Here is a 25,140-nt window from a genome sequence, read left to right as displayed (position 1 = left end):
GTGTTCAAGCATGAGAGAGTCGCGTCATTGCCCGGCGGTGTTGATCGCCGCGCCGGCTTCCGGTCAGGGCAAGACCACCGTTACCGCCGCGTTGGCCCGTTTGCATCGCAATCAGGGGCGCAAGGTGCGGGTGTTTAAATGTGGTCCGGATTTCCTCGACCCGATGATTCTGGAGCGCGCCAGCGGTGCGCCGGTGTATCAGGTCGATTTGTGGATGGTGGGCGCAGAGGAAAGCAGGCGCTTGCTGTGGGAGGCGGCTGGCGAAGCTGACCTGATCCTGATTGAAGGGGTCATGGGGCTGTTTGATGGCACGCCGTCCAGCGCAGATCTGGCCCGTCATTTCGGGGTGCCGGTGCTGGGTGTCATCGATGGCACGGCCATGGCCCAGACCTTTGGTGCCCTGGCCCTGGGGCTTGCGCGGTACCAGCCGGACTTGCCCTTTGCCGGGGTGCTGGCCAACCGGGTGGGCACGGTGCGTCACGCGCAATTGCTGGAAGGCAGCCTGACCGAAGGCTTGCGCTGGTATGGCGCGTTGTCCCGGGAAACCGGCATCGAGTTGCCGAGCCGTCACTTGGGGCTAGTGCAAGCCAGCGAGTTGAATGACCTGGACGCCCGCCTGGATGCCGCAGCCGACGCGCTGGCCAGCACCTGCGAGGTAGCGCTGCCACCCGCTGTTGAATTCGCCGCGCCGACGCCGGTGGCGGTCGAGCCGTTGCTGGCGGGTGTACGGATTGCCGTGGCCCGGGATGAAGCGTTCGCCTTTACCTACGGCGCGAGCCTGGCCTTGCTGCGGGACATGGGCGCGGAGCTGGCGTTCTTTTCACCGATCCGTGACACGCAGCTTCCCGTTGCGCACAGCCTGTATTTACCGGGTGGCTACCCCGAACTGCATCACCTTGCGCTGTCGCGTAACCACGCGATGCTTGATGCGATCCGTGCTCATCATGCCGCAGGCAAACCGTTGCTGGCGGAGTGTGGCGGCATGTTGTACCTGCTCGATGCCTTGACCGATGTCGACGGCCAGCGCGCCGAGCTGGTGGGGGTGCTGGCGGGTGAGGCAACCATGCAAAAGCGTCTGGCGGCCTTGGCGTTGCAAACCGTGGACTTGCCTGAAGGCCAACTGCGCGGTCATACCTATCACCATTCACTGACCCGTACCGAGCTGCAACCCATTGCCCGGGGCCTGAGCCCCAATGGTGGACGCGGTGCCGAAGCGGTGTATCGCGAAGGCCGCCTGACAGCGTCCTATGTGCACTTTTACTTTCCGTCCAATCCCAAGGCCGTGGCTGCGCTGTTCGCGCCGTGTGCTGTGAAGGTGCCATGAGCGACAACGCATTCAGTCCCCAAGAGCGCGCAGCGGTGTACCGCGCCATCGCCGAGCGCCGCGATATGCGCCATTTCAGCGGCGGCGCCGTTGCGCCCGAACTGTTAGCGCGCCTGCTCGAAGCGGCGCATCAGGCCCCTAGCGTGGGTTTGATGCAACCGTGGCGGTTTATCCGCATCACCTGCCGTGAGCTGCGCGGCAAGATTCAAGCGTTGGTGGAGGAGGAACGGGTGCGCACCGCCGAGGCGCTGGGCGAGCGTTCCGATGAATTCATGACCCTTAAGGTCGAAGGCATCCAGGACTGCGCCGAAGTGCTGGTGGCCGCGTTGATGGACGATCGCGAGAAGCATATTTTCGGTCGGCGCACGCTGCCGGAAATGGACATGGCGTCATTGTCTTGCGCCATTCAGAACCTGTGGCTGGCCGCCCGGGTTGAAGGCCTGGGCATGGGCTGGGTGTCGTTGTTCGAGCCGCAAGCGCTGGCGGACCTGCTGGGCTTGCCCGTCGGGGCCAAGCCGCTGGCGGTGCTGTGCCTGGGGCCGGTCGAAGCGTTTTACCCGGCGCCTATGCTGGTGCTGGAAGGGTGGGCGCAGGCGCGTCCGCTCAATGAATTGGTGTACGAGAACTATTGGGGAGTGAGCCCATGAGTGTGGCGTTGCTGTGCGTCGCCGGGGTGGCGCTGGACGCACTGTTGGGCGAGCCCAGGCGCTGGCATCCGCTGGTCGCGTTTGGCCGTATGGCGGACCGTATCGAACAGCGTTTCAATTCCGGTGGACGCGGCTGGCGTAGTCACGGGGTCACGGCCTGGGTGCTGGCGGTCATTCCGTTGACGATTCTGGCCACGGCGTTGTCATGGCTGCCTTACATCGGTTGGCTGGTGGACATTCTGGCCTTGTATTGCGCGCTGGGCATGCGCAGCTTGGGCGAACACGTGCAACCGGTGGCTGATGCGTTGCGCCGTCAGGACCTGGATGAGGCCCGCACCCGTGTCGGTTATCTGGTCAGTCGACAAACCAACGAACTGGACGCGACCGACGTGGCGCGAGCCGCCACTGAGTCGGTGCTGGAAAACGGTAGCGATGCTGTGTTCGCGGCGATTTTCTGGTTTGCCGTGGCCGGAGCTCCCGGCGTGGTGCTCTATCGTCTGAGCAATACCCTCGACGCGATGTGGGGCTATCGCAATGAGCGGTTCGAGCGTTTCGGCTGGGCCGCTGCCCGTATCGACGATGTACTTAACTATATTCCCGCGCGTCTGGTGGCCCTGACCTACGCAGTGTTGGGTAAAACCCGAGCTGCGCTGCGCTGCTGGCGACAACAGGCGCCACACTGGGACAGCCCCAACGCAGGCCCGGTCATGGCTGCCGGTGCAGGCGCACTGGGTGTAGCGTTGGGAGGTCCGGCGATTTACCACGGTGAGTTGCACGAGCGCCCGCAGTTGGGGGAAGGCCTGCCTGCCGACGCCGATTCCATCGGTCGCGGCTGGCAACTGGTGCAGCGTGGCGTGTGGCTGTGGCTGCTGATTTTGTGTGTCGGGAGTGAATTCTATGCTTGAGCACGGTGGACGTTTGCGTCAGGCCGCCCTGCGCTACGGGATTGCCGAAGCTGACTGGCTGGACCTGTCCAGCGGTCTGGCGCCCTGGCCCTTTGCAATCGGGCACATACCCGAGCGCGCCTGGGCCCGATTGCCCGAGACCGATGACGGCCTTGAACAGGCCGCGTGCAGCTATTACGGCGCCCCGAACGTGCTACCTGTGCCGGGGTCGCAATGCGCCATCCAGTTGCTGCCGCGTCTGCGCCGCAGTGGCAAGGTCGGGGTATTGTCACCGTGCTATGCCGAACACGCCGAAGCCTGGCGCCGCAACGGGCACATCGTGCGCGAAATCATGGAGCAGGAAGTCGATTTCTACCTCGATAAGCTGGACGTGCTGGTGGTGGTCAATCCCAACAACCCGACGGGCCTGAGCCTGTCGCCCGAGCGCTTGCTGGACTGGCATGCGCGTCTGGTGCAGCGCGGGGGCTGGCTGGTGGTCGACGAAGCGTTCATGGACAACACGCCGACGATGAGCCTGGCGCCGCAAAGCCAGCGCACCGGCCTGATCGTCCTGCGCTCGTTCGGCAAGTTTTTCGGGCTGGCGGGTGTGCGCCTGGGCTTTGTACTGGCGGAACTCAAGCTGCTCAAGTTGCTCGCTGAGCAAGTCGGCCCGTGGGCGGTCAGCGGGCCGACGCGGGTGTTGGGACAGGCGTGCCTGCTCGACACCGAGGCGCACGCCCGGCAACGCCAGCGCAGCGAACAGGCCAGCCAGCGGCTGGTGGCGATGCTCGGCCAGTACGGGTTGCCCGCTCAGGGGGGCTGCGCGCTGTTTCAGTGGCTGATGACCCCGCACGCCGAGTACCTGTACGACTTCATGGCCCGGCGCGGCATTCTCCTGCGCCTGTTTACCCATAACAGCAGCGTGCGTGTCGGCCTTCCCGCCGATGAGGCGCACTGGCTCAAGCTTGAGCAGGCATTGCAGGCTTACACCAAGGAAATCCCATGAGCACGTTGATGGTGCAAGGCACCACGTCCGATGCGGGCAAAAGTACATTGGTGACAGCGTTGTGCCGCTGGTTGACCCGTCAGGGCGTGCGCGTGGTGCCGTTCAAGCCGCAGAACATGGCGCTCAACAGCGCGGTGACGGCCGAGGGCGGCGAAATCGGTCGCGCGCAGGCTGTGCAGGCGCAGGCTGCCGGGTTAGCGCCGCACACCGATATGAACCCGGTGTTGCTCAAGCCCAACAGCGACACCGGCTCGCAAGTGATCATTCACGGGCGAGCCGTGACCAGCATGAACGCCGTGGCCTATCACGATTACAAAGCCATCGCGATGCAGGCCGTACTGGCCTCCCATGACCGCCTGAGCGCGGCCTACCCGGTGGTGATGGTCGAAGGAGCCGGGTCTCCGGCCGAGATCAACCTGCGCGCCGGCGACATTGCCAACATGGGCTTTGCCGAGGCCGTGGACTGCCCGGTGATTCTGATTGCCGACATCAATCGCGGTGGCGTCTTCGCGCACTTGGTCGGCACTCTGGAACTGCTGTCCGAGAGCGAACAGGCGCGGGTTCAGGGTTTTATCATCAACCGTTTTCGTGGCGATATTGCCCTGCTGCAACCGGGGCTCGACTGGCTGGAGCAGCGGACCGGCAAACCGGTGATCGGCGTGCTCCCGTATGTCATGGACCTGCACCTGGAAGCTGAGGACGGCATCGACCAGCGCCAGATCAACAAGGCCGACCGGGTGCTTAACGTCGTGGTGCCGGTGCTGCCGCGCATCAGCAACCACACCGATTTCGATCCGCTGCGCCTGCACCCTCAGGTGAATGTGCAATTTGTAGGGCCGGGTCAGCCGATTCCCCCCGCCGACCTGATTATCCTGCCGGGCTCCAAAAGCGTTCGCAGCGACTTGGCCTACCTGCGCGCCAATGGCTGGGACACGGCCATTGAGCGGCATTTGCGCTACGGCGGCCGGGTGTTGGGGATTTGCGGCGGCTTGCAGATGCTGGGCGAGCAGGTCCACGACCCGCTGGGGCTGGAAGGCGCGCCGGGCTCCAGTGACGGGCTGGGCCTGCTGGCATTCACCACGCAGCTTGAGGCTGAAAAACAACTGCGTAATGTGCGCGGGCGCTTGGCGCTGGAAAACGCCGAGGTCAGCGGTTATGAAATTCACGCCGGTGTAACCCGCGGCAGCGCCCTTGAGCGGCCTGCCGTGCAGCTTGAAGACGGCCGTTGCGAGGGTGCTTGCAGCGCCGACGGGCAGATTATCGGGACTTACCTGCATGGTCTGTTCGAGTCGCCGGCAGCCTGCAGCGCCCTGTTGCGCTGGGCCGGGTTGCCTAGCGTTCAGGCAGTGGACTACCACGCGCTGCGCGAGCGGGACATTGAGCGCTTGGCCGATCTGGTGGAAAACCATTTGGACACGGCTCGTCTGCGGCAACTGTGTGGGCTGCAATAGCGGTGTGATCGATGCCACGGGCTGTTTTGTCTTGAGAGGTGCATGAACATGCTGCAACTGATTTTGGGCGGTGCCCGCTCGGGTAAAAGCCGTCTGGCCGAAAAGCTGGCAGCCGAGTCCGGTTACACAGTGACGTACATTGCAACCAGCCAGCCGCAGGACGGCGAGATGAGCGAGCGGGTACGGCATCATCGCGAGCGTCGGCCTGCGCAATGGGGGCTGATTGAAGAGCCGTTGGCGCTGGCCCGCGTGCTGCGCGAAAACGCCCGCGCCGATACCTGCCTGCTGGTGGACTGCCTGACGCTGTGGATGACCAACCTGTTGATGCTGGACGACGCGCAACGCCTGACGGCTGAACGCGACGCCCTGTTGGCGTGCCTGGCAGGGTTGCCGGGTGAAATTCTGTTTGTCAGCAACGAAACCGGGATGGGTGTCGTGCCGCTGGGCGAATTGACTCGCCGCTATGTCGATGAAGCCGGTTGGCTGCATCAAGCCTTGGCCGAGTGCTGTCAGCGTGTTGTGTTGACCGTGGCAGGCCTGCCCCTGACGTTGAAAGGAACTGTCTTATGAATACGCCGTGGTGGCTGCGTCCGTGTAAATCCCCGGACCGTGACGCGCAAAAGGCTGCGGCCGAGCGTCAACAGCAACTGACCAAGCCCGCAGGTTCGCTGGGGCAGCTCGAAACACTGGCGATTCAACTGGCCGGGTTGCAAGGGCGGGTCAAGCCGCGTGTCGATCAATTATGGATTGCCCTCTTCGCCGGGGATCATGGCGTGGTCGCCGAAGGTGTTTCGGCTTATCCGCAAGCCGTTACCGGTCAAATGCTGCACAACTTTGTCAGTGGCGGCGCAGCCATCAGCGTGCTTGCCCGGCAACTGGGCGCGCAACTGGATGTGGTGGACCTGGGCACGGTCACGCCGATGCTCAATCTGGCGGGTGTTCGTCACCTGCAACTGGGCGCCGGCACGGCGAACTTCGCCACAGGCCCGGCCATGACGGATGCCCAAGGTTTGAAGGCGTTGCAAGCAGGGCGCGACAGTGTCTTGCGCGCTCGCGAACAGGGCAGCGAGCTGTTCATTGGTGGTGAAATGGGCATCGGTAACACGGCGTCGGCCAGTGCCGTGGCCAGCGCGTTGCTTGAATGCCCTGCGGCCTTGCTGACCGGCCCCGGCACTGGCCTGGACGCAGCGGGCGTCAGCCATAAAGCGCGGGTGATTGAGCAAGCGCTGGACTTCCATGCGGGCCTGCTGGACGACCCGTTGCAAACGTTATTCCGACTGGGTGGTTTTGAGATTGCCGCGCTGGCGGGTGCGTATGTGGCCTGTGCTCAAGAGGGCATGGCGGCGTTGGTGGATGGCTTTATCTGCACGGTCGCGGCGATGGTCGCGGTGCGGTTGAACCCCGAGTGCCGTCCATGGCTGGTGTTCAGCCATCGGGGTGCCGAACACGGGCACCGCCATGTGCTCGAAAGCCTCGAGGCCGCGCCCTTGCTTGACCTCGGCCTGCGACTGGGCGAAGGCAGCGGGGCGGCGCTGGCCGTGCCGTTGCTGCGCCTGGCCTGCGACCTGCACGGGCAAATGGCAACGTTTGCCGAAGCGGCCGTGGCGGATCGTCCGGCATGAGTGTGCGCCTGGACCTGCTGCGCCACGGCGAAACCGAACTGGGCGGCGGCTTGCGCGGCAGTCTGGACGATGCACTGACTGAACTGGGCTGGGCGCAAATGCACGAGGCGGTTGAGGGGCAGGGGCCGTGGGACCGGATTGTCAGCTCGCCCTTGCAGCGCTGCCGCCTGTTTGCGCAAGCGCTGGCTGCGTCGCTGGAGGTGCCGTTGACCCTCGACGCGGATTTGCAAGAGCTGCACTTCGGCGTGTGGGAAGGGCAAAGCGCGGCGGCCTTGATGCAAACCGATGCCGAGGCTTTGGGCTTGTTCTGGTCTGACCCCTATGCCTTTACGCCGCCCGAAGGGGAGCCGGTACTGGACTTTGCCGAACGCGTGTTAGCGGCGGTTTTGCGCCTGCAACAGCGTTACGCGGGTCAAAAAGTGCTGGTGGTTTGCCACGGCGGTGTGATCAAACGGTTATTGGCACAGGCGCGCGGCTTGCCCCGTGAACAGCTGCTGAGCGTCGCGGTGCCCCACGGCGCCTTGTTGCACGTGCAGGTCAGCGCTGAGGGTGAGTTGCGGGAGGTGAGTGCGTGAAGGGACCGTTCTGGATTGCCCTGCAATTTCTGAGCAGTTTGCCGGTGCGGTTACCCGGCATGCCGTCGCCGGGGGAAACAGGCCGTTCGCTGCTGTATTACCCGCTGGTGGGCCTGGTGTTGGGCGTAGTTTTGTACGGCGCCACCGCGGTGTTGTCGGGTGCGCCGCTTATGCTGCATGCCGCTTTGCTGCTAACGGTGTGGGTGCTGTTCAGTGGCGGGTTGCACCTGGACGGCCTGGCGGACAGCGCTGATGCGTGGCTGGGCGGGTTTGGTGATCGCGAGCGCACGCTGACCATCATGAAAGACCCGCGCAGTGGGCCGATTGCCGTGGTGGTGTTAGTGCTGGTGCTGCTGCTCAAGTTCTGTGCCTTGTTGGCGGTGATCGAGCAGCAACAGTTCGCGGCGTTGTTGATCGTGCCGCTGATCGGGCGCAGTGCGTTGCTGGCTGTTTTTCTGACCACACCTTATGTGCGTGCAGGAGGGCTGGGGCAGGCGCTGGCCGATCATGTGCCGCGCACCGCAGGCTGGTGGGTGTTGGGTTTCAGTGGGCTGGGATGTGTACTGGTGGCGGGCATGGGTGGCGTGTGGTCGCTGGTGTTGGGCGTCATCGGGTTTGCCTGGTTGCGCCGAATCATGATGCGTCGATTGGGCGGCACCACCGGCGATACCGCTGGCGCGCTGCTGGAGTTGCTTGAGGTGGGGGTGTTGGTGGGGCTGGCCCTGATCGGCTAGCCCTCGTGTTGAGCGGGCCCGAGCAATGGGGTCAGCCACTGTGTGCTTCAAATCAGCTCAGGCGTTGGCAGCCGCTACGGTTTTATTCTTGTCACTCTTTTATTACGGGTATATACATACAAAATGTTACCGACCCAGTGTTTATGCACCAACCTGCGGCGCGCCGCCCGTGGCGTCAGCAGGCATTACGACGGCGCCCTGGATGGCTTCGGCATCAACGTTGCCCAGTATTCGCTGCTCAGCAATCTCAAGCGTCTCGATCGGCCGAGCATCTCCAGCCTCGCTGAAGCGATGGGGCTGGACCGCAGCACGCTGGGCCGCAATTTGCGGGTGCTTGAGGGCATGGGGCTGGTGAAACTGTCGGAAGGCGCTGATCAGCGTAACCGTCTGGTGTGCCTGACCGAGGCGGGTAACGAGCGTCTTGCGGCAGCCTTGCCCGCCTGGGAGAAGGCCCAGCAACGCTTGATGGACCGGTTGGGTGAGGCACGACGTGCCCAACTTTTAGAACTGTTGAATGAACTGGCAGGACCTGACTGAGCGTCGGCCGCGTCTCTACAAAAGGGTTTTTACCCGCTCCCGGAGAATAACAATGACAACGGTGTGGCGTAACAGCGGTTGGGTCTTGTTGGGCAGTGCGCTGATCTTGGCGCTGTCCTTGGGGGTGAGGCATGGTTTCGGGTTGTTTCTGCCGCCCATGAGTGCGCAGTTCGGCTGGGGGCGCGAAGTGTTTGCTTTTGCTATCGCCCTACAAAACTTGATGTGGGGGCTGGCGCAGCCCTTTACCGGGGCGCTGGCAGACCGCTTTGGCGCGGCCCGGGTGGTGATCGTCGGCGGCGTGTTGTACGCGGTGGGCCTGGTCATGATGGGGATGTCCGATTCGCCGCTGTCGCTGTCGTTGAGCGCAGGGCTGCTGATCGGGGTTGGCCTGTCGGGCACTTCGTTTTCAGTGATTCTCGGTGTTGTAGGGCGTGCCTTGCCGCCCGAAAAGCGCAGCCTGGGCATGGGGATCGCCAGCGCAGCAGGTTCCTTCGGGCAGTTCGCCATGCTGCCGGGCACGCTGGGGCTGATCGGTTGGCTCGGTTGGTCAAGCGCCTTGTTGGTGTTGGGCCTGTTGGTCGCGCTAATCGTCCCGCTGGTGAGCATGCTCAAGGATCGGCCCATGCCAGCGCTGGGCGGCGAACAGACTCTCAAGCAAGCGTTGCAAGAGGCGTGCAGCCACTCCGGGTTCTGGCTATTGGCCTTTGGTTTTTTTGTCTGCGGTTTTCAGGTGGTCTTTATCGGCATTCATTTGCCGGCCTACCTGGTGGATCAGCATCTGCCGGCGACGGTCGGTACGTCGGTGCTGGCGCTGATCGGGTTGTTCAATATCTTTGGCACCTACACGGCGGGATGGCTGGGCGGGCGGATGTCCAAACCGCGCCTGTTGACCGGCCTCTATCTGGCGCGGGCGGTGGTCATCGCGCTGTTCTTGTGGGCGCCGGTCACGACGTTCAGCGCCTACGTGTTCGGCATGGCCATGGGTTTCTTGTGGCTCTCGACAGTGCCTCTGACCAACGGAACGGTGGCGACGCTGTTTGGTGTGCGTAACCTGTCGATGCTGGGCGGTATCGTCTTTCTGTTCCACCAATTGGGGGCCTTTCTGGGTGGATGGCTCGGTGGCGTGGTCTACGATAAAACCGGTAGCTATGACCTGATTTGGCACGTTTCGATTGGCTTGAGCCTGTTAGCGGCTGCCCTTAACGTGCCGGTACGCGAGCGGCCTGTTGCGCGCTTGCAGTTGCAGGAGGGTGCGTTGTGAATTCGACCTTGATCTGGTTGGGCGGCGTGGGGGCCGGACTGGCCCTTATTGCGCTGGCGTGGTGGGGTTGGCATCAGAGTGGACTGGCCTTGCTGCAACTGGGTATGGCGACTTGCTAGTTGATGGCCTTGGCGCGTAAGTTCAGGGTCTGCATTTTTTAAAAGGACACCGATGATGCTCAAGCGCTGGATGGCGATGCCCGTACTGTTGTTGGCGTGTGCTGGACCTGTTTGGGCGGCTCAATGCCCGCCGCTGCTGGAAGGTTCGCTGCCCAAGTTGCGCTCAAAAGAGTCCATCGACTTGTGCCAGCGTTTTGCCGGAAAACCGCTGGTGATTGTCAATACCGCGAGTTTTTGCGGGTTCGCGCCTCAATTTAAAGGGCTTGAAGCGTTGAATCAACGTTACAAGGATCAGGGGCTTGAGCTGATCGGCGTGCCATCGGATGACTTCAAACAAGAGGCCAAGGATGGCGAAGAGACCGCGAAGGTGTGTTACGTGAACTACGGCGTGACGTTCACCATGACCAACCCGCAAAAGGTTCGCGGGGCCGACGCGGTTCATCTGTTCAAAGTGCTGGCTGAGCAAAGCAGTGCGCCGAAGTGGAATTTTTATAAGTACGTGGTGGACCGTCAGGGCAATGTGATTGCCAACTTTTCCAGCCTGACCAAACCTGACAGCCCGGAGCTGATTGAGGCGATCGAAAAGGCGATCGCTTCAAAACCCTGATTGACGGTCAATAAAAATCCCCGCGCTCGTCACCGAGGCGGGGATTTTTTAATTCAGCAGATAAACCCTGAGGTTCGTCGCGAATTAGAACTTGTAGGTTGCACCCACTGCGAAGCCGTTCGCGCTGTTTTCATACTTGGCGCTGTAACGGTTGATGCCTTTGGCATCGTTCACTTTGACTGCCTCTTCTTTCAGGTAAGAGTACGCCACGTCGATAGTCAGATCGTCAGTCACAGCATAACCAGCACCCATGCTGAAGATGGTCCGGTCGCCGGTAGGAATACGTGGCGAGCGGTTAGTATTGTTGGTAGGCGATTGATCCCATGTTAGACCGGTGCGCAGTATCCACTGTTTGTTCAATTGGTATGAGGTACCGATGGCGTAAGCCCAGGTGTCATGCCAGTTTTGTTCTTCTTTGATGGTGGTGAAGGCCTGTGCGCCCCCTGGGCCTGCGTTAGCTACAGTAACGCCTTCGTTCTTGACGGTAATGTCCTTCAGGCGGCTCCAGCGAGTCCAGGTAGAACCCGCGTAGACTTTCCAGGCATCAGAGATATCTTGTGTGACGGACAGGTCCCAGGATTCGGGGGTGTCGATCGACAGCGAAGCGTCATAGCGATTGCTTTTCAGCAATTGGGGCGGAGTGCCTGGACCAGCTTCCACATCAGTGTGGCCCTTGAGCTTGTAGCTGACTTTTGAGTGGTAGGTCAGGCCAACGCGGGTAGTGTCAGTGGCTTGTACCAAAATACCAGCGTTGAAGCCCAAAGCGGTGTCATCACCTTTGATCTTCACGTGGGCTTCCGGTGTTCCGGGCACCAGTGCAAGATCGGACTCCAGCTTGCCAACAATACGGTTGATGGTTGGACCAAAACCGATCGATACCTTGTCGTTGAACGCATAGCTGACGGTCGGCTGGAAGGTGACAACAGCAACGTCGCTGGTGCTGCCGAATGCGCGACCCTGGAAACTTTTTTCGTATTCAGTGGCGAGGCCAAAAGGTGCATAAACACCGAAGCCTACAGCCCATTGATCATTGATTCTGTTGGTATAAAAACCCATTGGCACGCCGGTGAATGGGACCATGTCACCTTTGTTGGTGCCTTTGGCGTTGCCCCTTGCATCTTTGATATCGGTTTTAGCGTCAATGACTGCAACGCCACCGGTCACTTGTTGACCTTGTAGGCGGGACATACCGGCAGGGTTACCAAATACGGTACTTGCATCATCAGCTTGAGACGAACGACCTGCGAAACCGGTCCCCATACCGCTAACGCTTTGTTCGTTGAGGGCGAAGCCACTGGCGAAAATCTGGCTGGAAGCCAAAGTGACGGCGAGGCTAAGTGTGGTCTTGAGCATTACTTTTTTCATTATTAGAACTCCTTTTGATCACCGGGAGGAAAGCTACCAACATTTTTGTTTAAGCGCTATAGGCCAAATCGCAGGAGATAGCGATGTTTTGTAGGACAATCCTACCGGTTTTGGATCTTTTTCTGATTGTTGAGGTGGTTGAAAATCTTAGGCCACCTGGTTGAGAGGTGTAACGCAGATGCGCCAAGCCTGAGCGAAGTCACGTAAACGTCCTTGTGGCTCAAAGACTTGGCGCCAAACTTTGGCCATGCCCACGACATCGTTAGTTTTCGGGATGATGGCTTTTTGCTCTTCAATCAACATCCACGCAATTGCCGTGGCGTAACGCAAATTTACAGTTAGCTCCAGATGAGGGCTGCATAAAAACGCGTGCTGGCTGGCGAGCCCCCTTACAAGGCTTGCCAGATCCGGGTCATGGGCGAGGTAGTCATCCCACAGTGCGGCGTGTCGAGGTTCGCGAATACTGTAAAGACCATGTCCGCGTCGGTCGTGGAGTGCTGAGCCCAGATTTGACTGACTTGCAGCAATGCCCAGCAACAACGCCTCTGCATCAGGATTGTTCATGCCTAAATACAGAAGCGTCGGGCGGATTACGTAAAGTCTCAACTCCCTGGCAGCAATACCCATGGCAACCTCGACGCCTGAAATTGGCCGGCTACACCCAGGCGCTTGGCAGCTGTGAGTCGGTAGGGTTCGCCGGAAGCGGAATGAACCGCTTGAGTTGAAGTGTAGTGTCATATCTATGCTGTAACGGACTGTTTTAAAAACATTTGCAGCATCTAGGTTGTGGCTATATACCCGCAAGTAATTAAACGATGCGGCATATTTCTTAAATTCAGGACAACAAAAAGCCCTGCTATTGGAGCAGGGCTTGTTGTATAGACGCTGGGCGCGTTGTCAGGCGATCAAGGCCTGACGTGTCCGGTCAATCACAGCTTGCAGGGGTTCTGCGCTGGAGTATTGATCGGGATACAGGCGTTCGCTGTGACGTGCGATACCGTGTTCGTTGACCAGTGTGAAGCTAAAGCAGCCTTTGCGAGCGGCCATAATCAGGCAGTTCATAGGAGCGAAGGCGTTGGTTAGGGTGCGAATGGCATCCTGAGTATGGATTTGAGTAGACATAGTTATTAGGTGTTCCTACAAATGACACGGATATGATCCGTGCAACGTTAAAACGTTCCAGTGACGTCGAGCCATCTTTGGCGTGACGAAGAACCTGACTGGAACAAAGCCGCCAGTTGGAGCGCATTTAAGTATGTGGCGCTTGGGCTGGCAGGTAGGTACTTAGGAGGGCAGGCAATCACAACAAGAGCTAAGGTTCCGTGCTCGGGGTGAAGTTCCTGATCAATTTGCAGGTTGGTTCGGTCAGAGTAAGAGTGCTTGGTGATACCCTTTGTGTTTGTTCAAAGGCCGTATCGTCGCAAGATTTACCTGGAAACCATCGAGGGGGTCGATCCCGTGTGTATCAGCGTGACTTCTCTTTAGGGAAGGTGGCTGGGGGATTTGTTCGGCCCAATTGACTTTCAGCTTGGTACTAACGCTGCGGATACTAACGGCTTGAAAAAATAAACGCAACTGTGCTAGCAAAAATACTTTCTGTACGGGGCGAAAGATGGCAGCAAACCGTTAGTCGGTTTTTGCTAAAACGCCAGTCGATTGGGCAGGGGGCGAGGGCAAACGCCGGCTCTGATTACACGCCCCTTGGGAGCGCACAGTCCTACAGATTTCATTACGTTTTGGGCCGATTCCTGCTGATGAGTATGAACTTGTGCACATTTGCAGTGCGTCATATAAACGCATGGCAGGGCGCAAGCCACACAGCCGCTTAGCCTGTTTCGCAAATTTAAGTCAATGAAAAACATCGTTTTTTTGAATTGGTGAAAAAATCGTCAGTTTGACCTCGGCCCCCGTCCTGTGGGGGTTTGGCGGGGGCAAAAGGGGGTTGTCCACTGACTTATCCACAGGATCTGTGGATTGTCCCGCGCCGTTGCTCTAGATCGGGGTTGTAGACCTTTTTCGACTTTACCCAAACGAAAAAAGGAGTAGAGTGGCGCGCCTTCTGTTCTGCCCCACAGTGTTCTATGAAGTTTCGTACAAACTCTTCCTCTGTTACGCCCTCCGGATCACCTGCCGAAGCACCCAAAAAACGGTTTTCTTTGCGCGTAGCGATCTGGCTGTTGGACAACCCGCGGCTGGGGACCAATCCGAGCATCAAACATGTTGCGGGCCATCTGCTCAAGCAGCCTGCCCGCCAGGGCGTGGTGCTGGCGCAAAGTCGTCTGGGTCAACTGATGTGCCGCGATTGCGGGAGCAAGCGCGACCAGCGCATTGGTCAGGCCTTATTGCGCAATGCTGCGCGTGCGGGCGATGAGTCAGCCCAGCAGGAACTCAACAAGATCGAAGACTGAGCTGTCTTCGACTCCGCAGCTTGGTTAACCTTGCTCTTTTACCGTGTGCGGAGGGGTTATGGCCCTGGACTTGAACAGCATTCTGCTGGGCCTGGCGGTGGCGGGCGTGCCGCTGCTGGCTTTTATCTGGCAACTGCAGCGCCGGGCCAGCGCGCATCACGCTGAGCTGGCCTTGCTCGAAGAGCGCCTGAACATGGCGCAATTGGCGCAGGAAGGTCTTAATGCGCAACTCGATGCCAGCCGTGACGAGATCAGCGATCTGGGGCAGGCCAATGCCGCCAAGCAGGCAGAGCTGGCGGCCCTGAGCCGTGAAGTGGAGTTATTGCAGGTGGAACGTGACAACGCCCGGGATGCCGCCCATGCCTGGAGTCTGGAACGCGCCCAGAAAGAAACTGAATTGCGCAGGCTGGACGCTCAGTCCGCCGCTCAGGCCGCTGAATTGCGCGAACAGCAGGAAAACCATCAGCAACGACTCAACGACCTGCAGGGTTCGCGCGATGAGTTGCGGGCGCAGTTTGCAGAGTTGGCCGGCAAAATATTCGACGAACGCGAGCAACGGTTTGCGCAGACCAGCAATGAACGGCTGGGACAGTTGCTGGACCCGCTCAAAGAGCGCATTCAGTCGTTTGAAAAGCGCGTCGAGGAAACCTATCAGCAAGAAGCCCGCGAGCGTTTCTCCCTTGGCAAAGAACTGGAGCGCCTCCAGCAGCTCAACCTGCGTTTGAGTGACGAGGCCACTAACCTTACCCGGGCCCTCAAGGGGCAGAAAACCCAAGGCAACTGGGGGGAGCTGATTCTGGAGCGGGTGCTGGAGCATGCGGGGCTGGAGAAGGGCCGCGAATACCAGACCCAAGTCAGTCTCAAAGGGCCGGATGGCGAACGCTTCCAGCCGGACGTCCTGATCATGCTGCCTGGCGACAAGCAGGTGGTGGTCGATTCCAAGGTCAGCCTGACCGCTTATCAGCAGTTTGTGGCCGCGGATGATCAGGTCATCGGGCAGGCGGCGCTCAAGCAGCACGTGCTGTCGTTGCGTAATCACGTCAAAGGCTTGGCAGGCAAGGACTATAAGCGGCTGGAAGGCTTGCACAGCCTGGACTTCGTTTTGTTGTTCGTGCCCATTGAGGCGGCTTTTTCCGCAGCATTGCAGGCCGAGCCCAATCTGTTTCAAGAAGCGTTCGACCGCAACATTGTGATTGTCAGCCCAACGACCTTGTTGGCCACGTTGCGGGTGATCGACAGTTTGTGGAAACAAGAGCGCCAAAGCCAGAACGCCCGGGAAATTGCTGAGCGCGCCGGGTGGCTGTACGACAAGTTCGTGCTCTTTATTCAAGACCTGGATGAGGTGGGCAATCGCTTGCAGCAGTTGGACAAAGCGTATGCCGCGGCGCGCAACAAGTTGAGCGAGGGGCGTGGCAACCTGGTGAGCCGCAGCGAGCAACTCAAGCTGCTGGGCGCGCGCGCCAGTAAAAGCTTGTCGCCGGATCTGCTGGAGCGCGCCATGACCGACGTGAACGGTGTGGCGCACCCCGCAGAGTGACATGTGTGCGGCGGAGTGAATCGCTCTGCCGCACGGTTAAAGCGGGACGTGCCGACTAACCAGTGCCCGCAGCACGGCGGGCTTTACCGGCTTGGCCAGATATTCCAGGCCCGCCGCATGCACCTGCGCAATCATCTCCGGGCGACCGTCCGCACTGATGACCACGCCCGGCACTGGCTCGCCCAGTTCGGCCCGTAACCAGCGCATCAGCTCAGTGCCGACTTCGCCGTTATCGAGGTGGTAATCCACCAGCACCAGTTGTGGGCGTACCCCTTCATTGAGCAGGGCCGCACATTCTTCGCGATTGCGCGCTGTCCAGACGCGACATCCCCAGCGGGTCAACAAACTTTGCATGCCGATCAGAATGCTGTCTTCGTTGTCGATGCACAGTACTTGGGCGCCGGTCACGGGTTGGCCATTTTGCTCTGCGACGACCGGTTGCGGGGCAACCTGACTCTGAGCCAGCGGCACGCTGACGCTGAATACGCTGCCTTTGCCCGGCCATGAACGGACTTGCAAGGTGTGCCCCAGCACGCGGCACAACCCGTCAGCAATCGCCAGGCCCAGCCCGAGGCCTTTTTCGGCGCGGGTCTGATGACTGTCCAGGCGTTTGAACTCTTCAAAAATGACCTGCAACTTGTCTTCCGGAATGCCCGGGCCGCGGTCCCACACTTCAAGGCACAACGCATTGCCACGACGCCGCACGCCTAGCAGGACCGGGCCTTTGGCATAGCGAAAGGCGTTGGTCAGAAAGTTCTGCAAAATCCGGCGCAGCAGTTTGATATCACTGCTCACCCGCAATCGACTGCCACGCACACGGAAAGTCAGTCCTTGTTCCTGGGCCTGCGCCTTGAACTCATTGCCCAGCGTGTCGAACAGGTCATTGAGGGCAAACGGTTTGATATCGGGGGTGAATTTTCCGTTTTCGAGCCGGGAAATATCCAGCAAATCGCTGATCAGGTCTTCGGCAGAACGTAAGGAGCTGTCCAGATGCTGCACCAGTTTCTGGGCTTCCGGGCTAAGTCCTTCCTCCTGGTGGGAAAGGGCAGAGGAGAACAGCCGCGCGGCGTTCATGGGTTGCATCAAGTCATGGCTGACGGCAGCCAGAAAACGGGTTTTCGATTGGTTGGCGGCTTCCGCGACGCCCTTGGCTTCGATCAGCGCCTTGTTCAGCTCGGACAGTTCGCGGGTCCGCTCGGCCACTCGTTGTTCCAGGCCCTCATTGGCTTCTGTCAGCGCCTGCTCTGCTTCGCGGAAGGCCGTAATGTCGGTAAAACTCATGACGAACCCGCCGCCCGGCATCGGGTTGCCGATCAGCTCAATCACCCGGCCATTGGGGAATAACCGTTCAGAGGTGTGGGCGCGACCCTGCCGCATCCAGTGCAGGCGGCGGGCCACATGCACTTCGGCTTCGCCGGGGCCGCACAGGCCGCGTTCGGCATTGTGGCGGATGATGTCTGCTATCGGTCTGCCCACGCTGATCAGGCCTTCGGGGTAGTCGAACAGCTCAAGGTAACGGCGGTTCCAGGCCACCAGCCGCAAGGACTGATCGACCACGCTGATGCCTTGGGTGATGTTCTCAATGGCGCCTTGCAGCAGGGCGCGGTTGAACTGCAAGACTTCTGACGCTTCGTCGGCAATGCGCACGACGTCTTCGAGCTGCATTTCCCGGCCTTCGATGGCCGCTTTCACCACCGCCCGCGTCGAAGAAGCACCCAGTACGCCTGCCAGCAGGCGTTCGGTATGGGCAATCCATTCGCCATCGGCATTCTGGTTTGGGTTGAAGCCTTTGCCCTGCCGGTAAGCGAAACGGATAAAGCTCTGGCGCGCGCGTTCTTCGCCGACAAAACGTGCGGCCAGCGTCAACAGGTCATTGATCTGTACCGCCAGCATGGAGCGGCCATTCGGGTGGCTGATTTCCTGGCCGATGAAGCGCCCGGCTTGCCAGTGTTCCGAGACGCGGGTGCGCGACAACACCGAGACCCACGCAAAGACGGTGAAGTTGCCGGCCAGTGACAGCACAACGCCTTGTGTCAGCGGTGTAATCGGCAGCCCCAGCGGGTTGCCGTGCAGCCAGGCCAAGCCGGGGAAGTGGCTTAATTGCCAGCCGAGGCTGTGAGCAATCAGGGGCAGCACCAGCGTGTAAAACCAGATAAAGGTGCCGGTCGCCAAACCGGCGAAGACGCCGCGACGGTTGGCTTGTTTCCAGTACAGCGCGCCGATCATGGCGGGCGCCAGTTGCGTCACGGCGGCGAAAGAAATCTGCCCGATGGTGGCCAGACTGGCCGTCGAGCCCAGCAGGCGATAGCTGACGTAAGCCAGCAGCAGGATGACCACAATCGATACGCGGCGCACCGACAGCATCCAGTAGCGGAATACTTCGAAGGGGCGCTCGGCGTTTTTGTGCCGTAACAGCCACGGCAACAGCATGTCGTTGGAAACCATGGTCGACAGGGCGACGCTGGCCACGATCACCATGCCGGTGGCCGCCGATGCGCCGCCGATAAAGGCCAGCAACGCCAGTGCCGGGTGGGCCTGGGCCAATGGCAGGCTGATGACGAAAGAGTCGGGCAAGACGGAGCTGGGCAACATCATTTGCCCGGCCAGCGCGATCGGGACGACGAACAGGGCGGCGAGGATCAAATAGGCCGGGAACACCCATTTGGCCAGTCGCAAATCCTGCGGCTCGATGTTTTCCACCACCGTGACGTGGAATTGGCGAGGCAAACAAATGATGGCCATCATGGCCACGCCGGTTTGCACCACCATCGAAGGCCAATTGACGGTCTCTTTCCAGTATTGCTCCAGGCGCGGTGCGAGCATGGCCTGATTGAACAAATCGTCGAAGCCGTCATACAGGCCGAAGGTCACGAACGCGCCAACGGCGAGAAACGCGAACAGCTTGACCAGCGACTCGAACGCAATGGCCAGCACCATGCCCCGGTGGTGTTCGGTGGAGTCGAGGTTGCGGGTGCCGAAGACGATGGTAAATAGCGCCAGTACCAGCGACACAATCAGGGCCGTGTCTTGTGCGCGGGTGCCCGTGGCGTCGGCGCCAGCACCGATCAACAGATTCACGCCGAGCACGATGCCTTTGAGTTGCAAGGCGATATAAGGCAATACGCCCACCAGGCAGATCAGGGCCACGACAATGGCCAGCGACTGGGATTTGCCATACCGCGCGGCGATGAAGTCGGCAATGGAGGTGATGTTCTCCTGTTTGCTGATCATCACCATTTTTTGCAGCACCCAAGGTGCAAACACCAACAACAGCACCGGGCCCAGGTAGATGGGTAAAAAAGACCACAGCTGCTCGGCGGCCTGGCCGACGGCGCCAAAGAACGTCCAGCTGGTGCAGTACACCGCCAGCGACAAACTATAGACCCATGCGCGAACCCGTGGCGGCAGCGGGGTGCTGCGCCGGTCACCATAAAAGGCAATGGCAAACATGACGGCCATATAGGCCAGGGCAACGGCGGCGATCAGCCCGCTGGACAACGACATGGTGACTCCTGGAGGTATAAGGTCGCAGCAATCCGGCTGCTGCGGGCTAGTCTCGCATGATGTTCAGGCGCCGTCAGTGTCGACGATGGTCGCAGCGCGGCCAGGTGTCGCAGCACTTGAAAGGCGCGCATATCGCACATATCTGTAAAGTCGATAACAGTTAGAGAAATTACCCGTTATATAGATATTCGATTCAGTTCTACTCTTGCACTACCTCGCACGAGGATCAGGAGGAACCCATGATTTGCCCTAACACGACCAACACCACTTTACGGCCCTTGAGCGCCTTGCAGCACCCGCGTGAGGTGATTCGTCAATTCACCCCGAACTGGTTTGCCGTCACCATGGGCACCGGCGTGCTGGCATTGGCACTGGCTTCGTTGCCGGTGAACATTCCTGGCCTGCACGCTGTCGCTGAAGGGCTATGGCTGTTCAATATCGGATTGTTCATTTTATTCAGCGTGCTCTACGGCGCCCGCTGGGTGCTGTATTTCGATGAGGCACGGCGGATTTTTGGCCACTCAACTGTCTCGATGTTCTTCGGCACGATCCCCATGGGGCTGGCGACCATCATCAATGGTTTTCTCCTGTTTGGCGTCGCCCGTTGGGGCAGCGGCATGGTGCAGGTGGCCGAGGTGCTGTGGTGGCTGGACGTGGCGATGTCGCTGGCGTTCGGTGTGCTGATTCCTTACATGATGTTCACCCGTCAGGAGCACAGCATTGATCAAATGACCGCTGTCTGGTTGTTGCCAGTGGTGGCGGCTGAAGTGGCGGCTGCCAGCGGTGGCCAGTTGGCGCCGCACCTGTCGGATTCGCTGGCGCAGTTCCACGTACTGATCACCAGCTACGTCCTGTGGGCCTTTTCGGTGCCGCTGGCGTTCAGCATCCTGACCATCCTGATGCTGCGCATGGCGCTGCATAAATTGCCTCACGAAAGCATGGCGGCCTCGAGCTGGCTGGCCTTGGGGCCGATTGGTACGGGAGCGCTCGGCTTGTTGCTGTTGGGCGCGAACTCGCCTGCGATCTTTGCCGCCAATGGATTTGCCGGTATCGGTGACGTGGCCAACGGCATGGGCCTGATTGCAGGGGTTGCCCTGTGGGGCTTCGGGTTGTGGTGGATTGTGATGGCGATACTGATTACCCATCGCTACTACCGCGACGGTATCCCGTTCAATTTGGGGTGGTGGGGGTTCACGTTCCCGCTGGGTGTGTATTCGCTGGCCACCTTGCGTCTGGGTAGCGTGCTGCACCTGGCGTTCTTCGAGATTGCGGGCTGTGCGCTGGTGGCTTTGCTGGCGATGATGTGGCTGATCGTGGGGCGTAAAACCCTGATCGGCGCTTACCGGGGCGAGTTGTTTGTTTCGCCCTGCATCGCGGGTTTGAAGAAGTAAGAGTTTGCCTCGGGTTTTGTACGAATGCGCTGAGACTGGTGGCATCCGTTACATAACCTGAGGCAAGGTTGTGTCTCGGGTGTTACAACAGCCCTCCAATGAGAAAGCCTCTGGCGCAACTTGAGAACATGGATGATGAGTCACCCCTCGCAGTTCAGCTTGCTAAGGAAGCGCCGCTTCCTGCCCTTCTTTGTGACCCAGTCGCTGGGCGCGCTAAACGACAACCTGTTCAAACAATCGTTGATTCTTGCCATCCTTTATAAGCTCGCCATCGAGGGGGACCGAGGGATTTGGGTCAATCTGTGTGCGCTGCTGTTTATCGTGCCGTTCTTTCTGTTTTCAGCCCTGGCGGGCCAGTTTGGCGAGAAGTACGACAAGGATCGCCTGATCCGTCTGATCAAGCTCGGTGAAATCGCGATCATGCTGGTCGGAGCGGCGGGGTTTGCGTTCGATCACTTGGCGTTGATGCTGGTCGCGCTGTTTGCGATGGGCACCCATTCGGCGTTGTTCGGACCGGTCAAATACTCAATCCTGCCGCAAACATTGCATGAGGATGAGCTGGTCGGGGGTAACGGTCTGGTAGAAATGGGGACTTTCCTGTCGATTCTGGCCGGTACGATCGGCGCGGGAATCATGCTGTCTTCGAGCAATTACGCAGGGGTGGTGTCGGTGGTGATCGTTTCCGTGGCGGCCCTGGGGTATCTGGCCAGCCGGGCGATCCCCAGCGCACCGGCCGATACGCCTGAATTACGGCTGAACTGGAACATCTTCAGCGAGTCCTGGGCCACCTTGAAAATGGGCCTGAACCAGACGCCAGCAGTGTCGCGTTCCGTCGTGGGCAATTCGTGGTTCTGGTTTGTCGGTGCGATTTACCTGACACAAATTCCGGCCTACGCCAAAGAGTGGCTGTATGGCGATGAGACCGTGGTGACGTTGATCCTGACAGTGTTTTCGGTGGGCATCGCGTTGGGGTCGATGCTGTGCGAAAAGCTGTCGGGTCACAAAGTCGAAATCGGCCTGGTACCCTTTGGCTCATTCGGCTTGACCGTGTTCGGCCTGTTGCTGTGGTGGCATTCCGGGCAGATGCCGTCGACCCTTCAACCTAACGACTGGCTGGCCGTATTGGGGTTCAGCCAGGCGTGGTGGGTGCTGTTCGATATTCTTGGTCTGGGCGTGTTTGGCGGTTTTTACATTGTGCCGCTGTATGCCTTGATCCAGTCGCGCACCGCAGAAAACGAGCGTGCGCGGGTGATTGCGGCCAACAACATCTTGAATGCGCTGTTTATGGTGGTCTCGGCCCTCGTCACCATCCTGTTGCTCAGCGTGGCGAATCTGACGATTCCTGAGCTGTTCCTCGTGGTTTCACTGCTGAACATCGCGGTCAATACCTACATCTTCAAGATTGTTCCCGAATTCAGCATGCGCTTCATGATCTGGCTGCTGAGCCATTCCATGTATCGGGTGCAACATAAAAACCTGCAAGCGATCCCGGATGAGGGCGCGGCTTTGCTGGTGTGCAATCACGTGTCTTTTGTGGATGCATTGCTGATTGGTGGAGCAGTGCGTCGGCCGATTCGGTTTGTGATGTATTACAAAATCTACAATTTGCCGGTGCTCAACTTCATCTTTCGCACAGCAGGGACGATTCCTATCGCCGGGCGCGCTGAAGATGAAGCGATCTACGAGCGGGCGTTCAAGAAAATTGCCGAATACCTGAACGACGGCGAGCTGGTGTGCATCTTTCCGGAGGGTAAGCTCACCACCGATGGCCAGATCAATGAGTTCAAGGCAGGCGTCACACGGATTCTGGAACAAACGCCGGTGCCGGTCATTCCGATGGCGTTGCAAGGGCTATGGGGGAGCTTCTTTAGTCGCGATCCCAATAAGGGGTTCTTGCGCAGGCTGTGGTCGCGAGTAACGCTGGTAGCTGGCGAGCCGATAGCGGCGAGTGAAGCGACGCAAAAAAGGCTGCGCGAGCAGGTGACGGCGCTACGCGGGCAGACACTCTAGAGCCATTGTTGGCACGGGGGTGGCGCGGCCTGGCCAGCGACTACAGAGTGGGTGGGGCTGTAGTCGCTGGCGAGTGAGGGTTCAGGCGCTGATTTTCAGGCCAACCAGGCCGGCAATGATCAGCGCCACGCTGGCCAAGCGGAACAAGGCCATGGATTCGCCAAACAGGATGATCCCGGCGATGACCGTGCCCACTGCCCCCACGCCTGTCCAGATGGCGTAGGCCGTGCCCAATGGCAGTTCCTTCATCGCAAGGCCCAGCAAGCCGAGGCTTACCGCCATGGCGGCGATGGTCAATGCGGTGGGGAGGGGGCGGCTGAAGCCGTCAGTGTATTTCAGGCCTACAGCCCAGCCGACTTCAAACAGGCCGGCGAAAAACAGAATAATCCAGGACATGCTTACCTCCATCAATTGATGGGGTCGTCCCCAGAAAATCACTCGATGAGTCGCGAGGTCGTCCTCGCTGTGCGCAGTATATTGCCCATGAATAATCTGACAGGCAACTCTGAATTTTCAGAAGCGTAGTTTTATTAACGCGCTTTCTATATAGGATGCAGCCGACCGGTGATCGTGCATCACCGGTCAGGCGTGCTTCCTGAACAGGCGTTATTCGATGCCTTGAGGGATTTCTTCACCGCCCAGCGCTTCAAACAACTGCGGCAAGAATTCGCCGAACGTCAGCATCATCAGGGTAAAGCTGGCGTCCTGTTGGCCCAGATCGTCATCACCGCCGTTCTGTTCGGCTTCGTCTTGCAGCAGGTCTTCAAACTTCAAGCGTTTGACCACCAGTTTGTCGTCCAGCACGAACGACAGTTTGTCCTGCCAGGCCAGTGACAGCTGAGTCACGACTTTGCCGGTGCTCAGGTGCAACTGGATTTCGTCGCTGGTCAGATCCTGACGCTTGCAGCGAATGATGCCACCGTCTTCATGGGTGTCGCGCAGCTCGCATTCGTCGAGGACAAAGAAGTTCTCGGCGGCTTTTTGAGTCTTGACCCATTCGGTCATGGTTGCGCTTGGCGCCACTTTGACAGCCAATGGACGCACCGGCAGCGAACCCACCACTTCACGCAAGGTGGAGAGCAGGTCTTCAGCGCGTTTCGGGCTGGAGGCGTTAACCAGAATCAGACCCTGTTTAGGTGCGAGGGCGGCGAAGGTGGCCGAGCGACGAATAAAGGCACGGGGCAAGAAGGCCTGGATGATTTCATCCTTGAGCTGGTCGCGTTCCTTTTTGTAGACCTTGCGCATTTGCTCGGCTTCGATCTCTTCGACCTTTTCCTTGAGTGCGTCACGCACCACGCTGCCGGGCAGGATGCGTTCTTCTTTGCGGGCGGCGATCAGCAGGAAGTCCTGGCTGACGTGAACCAGGGGAGCGTCTTCGCCTTTGCCGAAAGGGGCGACGAAACCGTAAGTGGCTAATTCCTGACTTGAACAGGCGCGGGCCAGTTTGGTGGCCAGTGCAGTTTCCAGCACCTGCGCATCAAAAGGCAGATCTTGGGTCAGGCGATAGATAAGCAGGTTTTTGAACCACATGGGGTGAATCACTCCTTTATACAAAGACGGCATTATTCGCCTCATGGGCGCATAGGCCAACCCTGCGCTAAGCCTTTGTCGTGCATAAGAAAATTATTTTAAAAAGTGCTTGCCAGACGTCAGGTCGCTCCGTAGAATGCGCGCCACACCGAGAGTGAAAGGGTGATTAGCTCAGCTGGGAGAGCATCTGCCTTACAAGCAGAGGGTCGGCGGTTCGATCCCGTCATCACCCACCATTCACTTGCAGTGTTACGCGCAGCGGTAGTTCAGTCGGTTAGAATACCGGCCTGTCACGCCGGGGGTCGCGGGTTCGAGTCCCGTCCGCTGCGCCATATTTTGATCACAAGCCCCTTGAACGCTTGTGATCTGGGGAAGCCCCGCTCAACGCGGGGTTTTTCTTGAAAGGCTTAGATTCAACAGCTTGCTGAGGAATCCAAGAGCAGGGCGCTGGAAAAGGTCGTTTTTGACAGTTTTTAAAAAAAACTGAATAAAAACAACCAATTACACAATAAGTGTGAGAGAATGCGCCCCGCAACGAGAGTGAAGCAAGGGTGATTAGCTCAGCTGGGAGAGCATCTGCCTTACAAGCAGAGGGTCGGCGGTTCGATCCCGTCATCACCCACCATTC

Annotated in this window: 23 protein-coding genes and 3 tRNA genes; 20 read left to right on the top strand and 6 right to left on the bottom strand. The window is 59.5% G+C overall.

All coding sequences use genetic code 11. From position 1 onward, the window contains the following. The first annotated feature begins 10 nt into the window (after window positions 1-10). From TU74_RS11345 to TU74_RS11290, 13 genes are all read left to right on the top strand, one after another. The gene (locus TU74_RS11345; RefSeq protein WP_047294829.1) at window positions 11-1,324 is read left to right on the top strand and encodes a cobyrinic acid a,c-diamide synthase CobB; all 1,314 of its coding nucleotides are present in this window, start codon (window positions 11-13) and stop codon (window positions 1,322-1,324) included. Next, window positions 1,321-1,971: a 5,6-dimethylbenzimidazole synthase gene (gene bluB / locus TU74_RS11340; RefSeq protein WP_048376526.1), complete on the top strand. Its 651-nt coding sequence runs from the start codon at window positions 1,321-1,323 to the stop codon at window positions 1,969-1,971. The genes TU74_RS11345 and bluB overlap by 4 nt, the downstream gene beginning before the upstream one ends. Beyond that, a complete protein-coding gene (gene cbiB / locus TU74_RS11335) occupies window positions 1,968-2,876 on the top strand; it encodes an adenosylcobinamide-phosphate synthase CbiB (RefSeq protein ID WP_048376524.1) in 909 nt (302 codons plus the stop codon). Before bluB ends, cbiB begins: the two co-directional genes overlap by 4 nt. Next, window positions 2,869-3,861 carry a threonine-phosphate decarboxylase CobD gene (gene cobD, locus TU74_RS11330; protein ID WP_048376522.1) on the top strand — a complete coding sequence of 331 codons (993 nt, stop codon included), beginning with the start codon at window positions 2,869-2,871 and terminating at the stop codon, window positions 3,859-3,861. Before cbiB ends, cobD begins: the two co-directional genes overlap by 8 nt. Continuing rightward, window positions 3,858-5,312, top strand: coding sequence for a cobyric acid synthase (locus TU74_RS11325; protein WP_048376520.1), 1,455 nt, complete (start codon window positions 3,858-3,860; stop codon window positions 5,310-5,312). The genes cobD and TU74_RS11325 overlap by 4 nt, the downstream gene beginning before the upstream one ends. A 48-nt stretch (window positions 5,313-5,360) precedes the next feature. Next, window positions 5,361-5,882, top strand: a complete 522-nt coding sequence (gene cobU, locus TU74_RS11320; protein ID WP_048376580.1) for a bifunctional adenosylcobinamide kinase/adenosylcobinamide-phosphate guanylyltransferase — start codon at window positions 5,361-5,363, stop codon at window positions 5,880-5,882. Continuing rightward, on the top strand, window positions 5,879-6,934 hold the full coding sequence (gene cobT, locus TU74_RS11315; RefSeq protein WP_048376518.1) for a nicotinate-nucleotide--dimethylbenzimidazole phosphoribosyltransferase: 1,056 nt from the start codon (window positions 5,879-5,881) through the stop codon (window positions 6,932-6,934). Before cobU ends, cobT begins: the two co-directional genes overlap by 4 nt. Continuing rightward, the gene (cobC, locus tag TU74_RS11310; protein ID WP_048376516.1) at window positions 6,931-7,509 is read left to right on the top strand and encodes an alpha-ribazole phosphatase family protein; all 579 of its coding nucleotides are present in this window, start codon (window positions 6,931-6,933) and stop codon (window positions 7,507-7,509) included. Before cobT ends, cobC begins: the two co-directional genes overlap by 4 nt. Then, window positions 7,506-8,243: an adenosylcobinamide-GDP ribazoletransferase gene (locus tag TU74_RS11305; protein ID WP_082149866.1), complete on the top strand. Its 738-nt coding sequence runs from the start codon at window positions 7,506-7,508 to the stop codon at window positions 8,241-8,243. Before cobC ends, TU74_RS11305 begins: the two co-directional genes overlap by 4 nt. A 123-nt stretch (window positions 8,244-8,366) precedes the next feature. After that, window positions 8,367-8,780 (top strand): MarR family winged helix-turn-helix transcriptional regulator, encoded by a 414-nt coding sequence (locus tag TU74_RS11300; protein ID WP_047277388.1) that lies wholly within the window; start codon window positions 8,367-8,369, stop codon window positions 8,778-8,780. A 52-nt stretch (window positions 8,781-8,832) separates the two neighbouring features. After that, entirely contained in the window at window positions 8,833-10,041 is a 1,209-nt protein-coding gene (locus TU74_RS11295) for an MFS transporter (RefSeq protein WP_047276356.1), read from the top strand. Beyond that, the gene (locus TU74_RS24915) at window positions 10,038-10,160 is read left to right on the top strand and encodes a hypothetical protein (RefSeq protein ID WP_255164190.1); all 123 of its coding nucleotides are present in this window, start codon (window positions 10,038-10,040) and stop codon (window positions 10,158-10,160) included. The genes TU74_RS11295 and TU74_RS24915 overlap by 4 nt, the downstream gene beginning before the upstream one ends. 55 nt (window positions 10,161-10,215) lie before the next feature. Next, window positions 10,216-10,767, top strand: coding sequence for a glutathione peroxidase (locus TU74_RS11290; RefSeq protein WP_047276354.1), 552 nt, complete (start codon window positions 10,216-10,218; stop codon window positions 10,765-10,767). 84 nt (window positions 10,768-10,851) lie between these two features. Here TU74_RS11290 and TU74_RS11285 read toward each other — a convergent pair whose 3' ends face one another. The 3 genes from TU74_RS11285 to TU74_RS11275 all read right to left on the bottom strand — a co-directional run bounded on the left by TU74_RS11285 (window position 10,852) and on the right by TU74_RS11275 (window position 13,254). Next, window positions 10,852-12,132 carry an OmpP1/FadL family transporter gene (locus TU74_RS11285; RefSeq protein ID WP_048376514.1) on the bottom strand — a complete coding sequence of 427 codons (1,281 nt, stop codon included), beginning with the start codon at window positions 12,130-12,132 and terminating at the stop codon, window positions 10,852-10,854. 147 nt (window positions 12,133-12,279) lie between these two features. After that, on the bottom strand, window positions 12,280-12,759 hold the full coding sequence (locus TU74_RS11280) for a hypothetical protein (RefSeq protein WP_047294812.1): 480 nt from the start codon (window positions 12,757-12,759) through the stop codon (window positions 12,280-12,282). A 270-nt stretch (window positions 12,760-13,029) separates the two neighbouring features. Beyond that, the gene (locus tag TU74_RS11275; protein ID WP_034156218.1) at window positions 13,030-13,254 is read right to left on the bottom strand and encodes a hypothetical protein; all 225 of its coding nucleotides are present in this window, start codon (window positions 13,252-13,254) and stop codon (window positions 13,030-13,032) included. Between the two features lie 959 nt (window positions 13,255-14,213). Here TU74_RS11275 and TU74_RS11270 point away from each other — a divergent pair. Next, a complete protein-coding gene (locus TU74_RS11270; protein WP_047276347.1) occupies window positions 14,214-14,540 on the top strand; it encodes an SEL1-like repeat protein in 327 nt (108 codons plus the stop codon). A 172-nt stretch (window positions 14,541-14,712) separates the two neighbouring features. Further along, complete coding sequence (locus TU74_RS11265) at window positions 14,713-16,077, top strand: DNA recombination protein RmuC (RefSeq protein WP_164488090.1); 1,365 nt, start codon at window positions 14,713-14,715, stop codon at window positions 16,075-16,077. A 36-nt stretch (window positions 16,078-16,113) separates the two neighbouring features. Here the strand turns inward: TU74_RS11265 and TU74_RS11260 are convergent, their stop codons facing one another. Then, window positions 16,114-19,581 (bottom strand): hybrid sensor histidine kinase/response regulator, encoded by a 3,468-nt coding sequence (locus TU74_RS11260; protein ID WP_047276343.1) that lies wholly within the window; start codon window positions 19,579-19,581, stop codon window positions 16,114-16,116. Window positions 19,582-19,820: 239 nt separating this feature from the next. On the opposite strand from TU74_RS11260, the gene TU74_RS11255 reads away from it, so the two are divergent. Together TU74_RS11255 and TU74_RS11250 are read left to right on the top strand one after the other, a co-directional pair. Further along, the gene (locus tag TU74_RS11255; protein WP_048376507.1) at window positions 19,821-20,972 is read left to right on the top strand and encodes a TDT family transporter; all 1,152 of its coding nucleotides are present in this window, start codon (window positions 19,821-19,823) and stop codon (window positions 20,970-20,972) included. A gap of 135 nt (window positions 20,973-21,107) precedes the next feature. Beyond that, a complete protein-coding gene (locus TU74_RS11250) occupies window positions 21,108-22,982 on the top strand; it encodes an MFS transporter (protein ID WP_048376576.1) in 1,875 nt (624 codons plus the stop codon). An 81-nt stretch (window positions 22,983-23,063) separates the two neighbouring features. Here the strand turns inward: TU74_RS11250 and sugE are convergent, their stop codons facing one another. Both sugE and rdgC read right to left on the bottom strand, forming a co-directional pair. Beyond that, window positions 23,064-23,378, bottom strand: a complete 315-nt coding sequence (sugE, locus tag TU74_RS11245; RefSeq protein ID WP_047276339.1) for a quaternary ammonium compound efflux SMR transporter SugE — start codon at window positions 23,376-23,378, stop codon at window positions 23,064-23,066. Between the two features lie 210 nt (window positions 23,379-23,588). Beyond that, window positions 23,589-24,512 carry a recombination-associated protein RdgC gene (rdgC, locus tag TU74_RS11240; protein WP_048376505.1) on the bottom strand — a complete coding sequence of 308 codons (924 nt, stop codon included), beginning with the start codon at window positions 24,510-24,512 and terminating at the stop codon, window positions 23,589-23,591. A 160-nt stretch (window positions 24,513-24,672) separates the two neighbouring features. On the opposite strand from rdgC, the gene TU74_RS11235 reads away from it, so the two are divergent. The 3 genes from TU74_RS11235 to TU74_RS11225 all read left to right on the top strand — a co-directional run bounded on the left by TU74_RS11235 (window position 24,673) and on the right by TU74_RS11225 (window position 25,137). Further along, window positions 24,673-24,748, top strand: a tRNA-Val gene (locus tag TU74_RS11235). Between the two features lie 19 nt (window positions 24,749-24,767). Next, window positions 24,768-24,844: transfer RNA gene (locus TU74_RS11230), tRNA-Asp, on the top strand. Window positions 24,845-25,061: 217 nt separating this feature from the next. Then, window positions 25,062-25,137: transfer RNA gene (locus tag TU74_RS11225), tRNA-Val, on the top strand. Window positions 25,138-25,140 lie beyond the last annotated feature (3 nt).

It is taken from the genome of Pseudomonas lundensis (assembly GCF_001042985.1).
In the GTDB taxonomy this organism is placed as follows: Bacteria; Pseudomonadota; Gammaproteobacteria; order Pseudomonadales; family Pseudomonadaceae; genus Aquipseudomonas; species Aquipseudomonas lundensis.
Note: the sequence above shows the minus strand (reverse complement) of the source record. Positions and strands in the feature narration are given on the sequence as shown.

Excerpts from the sequence above, each read along its gene's own strand:
- TU74_RS11345 (WP_047294829.1), top strand. The coding sequence starts at position 11 with ATGAGAGAGTCGCGTCATTGCCCGGCGGTGTTGATCGCCGCGCCGGCT.
- bluB (WP_048376526.1), top strand. The coding sequence starts at position 1,321 with ATGAGCGACAACGCATTCAGTCCCCAAGAGCGCGCAGCGGTGTACCGC.
- cbiB (WP_048376524.1), top strand. The coding sequence starts at position 1,968 with ATGAGTGTGGCGTTGCTGTGCGTCGCCGGGGTGGCGCTGGACGCACTG.
- cobD (WP_048376522.1), top strand. The coding sequence starts at position 2,869 with ATGCTTGAGCACGGTGGACGTTTGCGTCAGGCCGCCCTGCGCTACGGG.
- TU74_RS11325 (WP_048376520.1), top strand. The coding sequence starts at position 3,858 with ATGAGCACGTTGATGGTGCAAGGCACCACGTCCGATGCGGGCAAAAGT.
- cobU (WP_048376580.1), top strand. The coding sequence starts at position 5,361 with ATGCTGCAACTGATTTTGGGCGGTGCCCGCTCGGGTAAAAGCCGTCTG.
- cobT (WP_048376518.1), top strand. The coding sequence starts at position 5,879 with ATGAATACGCCGTGGTGGCTGCGTCCGTGTAAATCCCCGGACCGTGAC.
- cobC (WP_048376516.1), top strand. The coding sequence starts at position 6,931 with ATGAGTGTGCGCCTGGACCTGCTGCGCCACGGCGAAACCGAACTGGGC.
- TU74_RS11300 (WP_047277388.1), top strand. The coding sequence starts at position 8,367 with ATGTTACCGACCCAGTGTTTATGCACCAACCTGCGGCGCGCCGCCCGT.
- TU74_RS11295 (WP_047276356.1), top strand. The coding sequence starts at position 8,833 with ATGACAACGGTGTGGCGTAACAGCGGTTGGGTCTTGTTGGGCAGTGCG.
- TU74_RS11290 (WP_047276354.1), top strand. The coding sequence starts at position 10,216 with ATGCTCAAGCGCTGGATGGCGATGCCCGTACTGTTGTTGGCGTGTGCT.
- TU74_RS11285 (WP_048376514.1), bottom strand. The coding sequence starts at position 12,132 with ATGAAAAAAGTAATGCTCAAGACCACACTTAGCCTCGCCGTCACTTTG.
- TU74_RS11280 (WP_047294812.1), bottom strand. The coding sequence starts at position 12,759 with ATGGGTATTGCTGCCAGGGAGTTGAGACTTTACGTAATCCGCCCGACG.
- TU74_RS11275 (WP_034156218.1), bottom strand. The coding sequence starts at position 13,254 with ATGTCTACTCAAATCCATACTCAGGATGCCATTCGCACCCTAACCAAC.
- TU74_RS11270 (WP_047276347.1), top strand. The coding sequence starts at position 14,214 with ATGAAGTTTCGTACAAACTCTTCCTCTGTTACGCCCTCCGGATCACCT.
- TU74_RS11260 (WP_047276343.1), bottom strand. The coding sequence starts at position 19,581 with ATGTCGTTGTCCAGCGGGCTGATCGCCGCCGTTGCCCTGGCCTATATG.
- TU74_RS11255 (WP_048376507.1), top strand. The coding sequence starts at position 19,821 with ATGATTTGCCCTAACACGACCAACACCACTTTACGGCCCTTGAGCGCC.
- TU74_RS11250 (WP_048376576.1), top strand. The coding sequence starts at position 21,108 with ATGAGTCACCCCTCGCAGTTCAGCTTGCTAAGGAAGCGCCGCTTCCTG.
- sugE (WP_047276339.1), bottom strand. The coding sequence starts at position 23,378 with ATGTCCTGGATTATTCTGTTTTTCGCCGGCCTGTTTGAAGTCGGCTGG.
- rdgC (WP_048376505.1), bottom strand. The coding sequence starts at position 24,512 with ATGTGGTTCAAAAACCTGCTTATCTATCGCCTGACCCAAGATCTGCCT.